Here is a 658-nt window from a genome sequence, read left to right as displayed (position 1 = left end):
GCCTACCGCTAAATCCATCGCCCCACCAACTGCAGGAATATCTTTAGGGCGACCTAAAAACCAGTTAGCAATATCACCATTTTCAGCCACTTCAAAGGCCCCTAGGACGCATAAATCGATGTGCCCTCCTCGAATCATGGTAAAAGAATCGCCATGATGAAAATAACTGCCGCCTTTCAATAAGGTAATATATTGCTTACCGGCATTGATTAAGTCGCCATCCTCCTCTCCTGCAGTTGGCTCAGGACCCATACCCAATACCCCGTTTTCACTGTGCAAAAAGATGTCTTTATCGTCCGGCAAAAAATCTGCAACCTTGGTGGGTTGACCAATACCCAAATTGACGTACATCCCTTCTTGAATATCTTGGGCGACGTACTTGGCGATCTCATCGACTGACCATGGTGTATAATTATTCATTATGTTTATGCTCCCACATGCACGACTTCATGGACGAAAATACCAGGGGTGACAATATGTTCAGGATTTAAAACCCCCAAATCTACCACTTCACTGACTTGGGCAACCGTATGCTTAGAGGCTGCAGCCATAACAGGGCCAAAGTTGCGGGCCGCTTTGCGATAAGTTAAGTTGCCCCAACGATCTCCTTGAAAGGCCTTAATCAGAGCGAAATCCGCTTTAATAGGATACTCTAATA

2 protein-coding genes are annotated in these 658 nt (G+C 45.6%); both read right to left on the bottom strand.

Annotation, left to right across the window (positions count from 1 at the left end):
• Window positions 1–420: CoA-transferase (locus tag ACS8FD_RS21410; RefSeq protein WP_439277356.1), on the bottom strand; the 420-nt coding region annotated here is incomplete at its 3' end.
• A gap of 5 nt (window positions 421–425) precedes the next feature.
• The coding region (locus tag ACS8FD_RS21405; protein ID WP_439277355.1) for a CoA-transferase at window positions 426–658 on the bottom strand (233 nt) is incomplete at its 5' end.

The sequence above is a fragment of the Psychrobacter sp. 1U2 genome (genome assembly GCF_051847575.1).
Note: the sequence above shows the minus strand (reverse complement) of the source record. Positions and strands in the feature narration are given on the sequence as shown.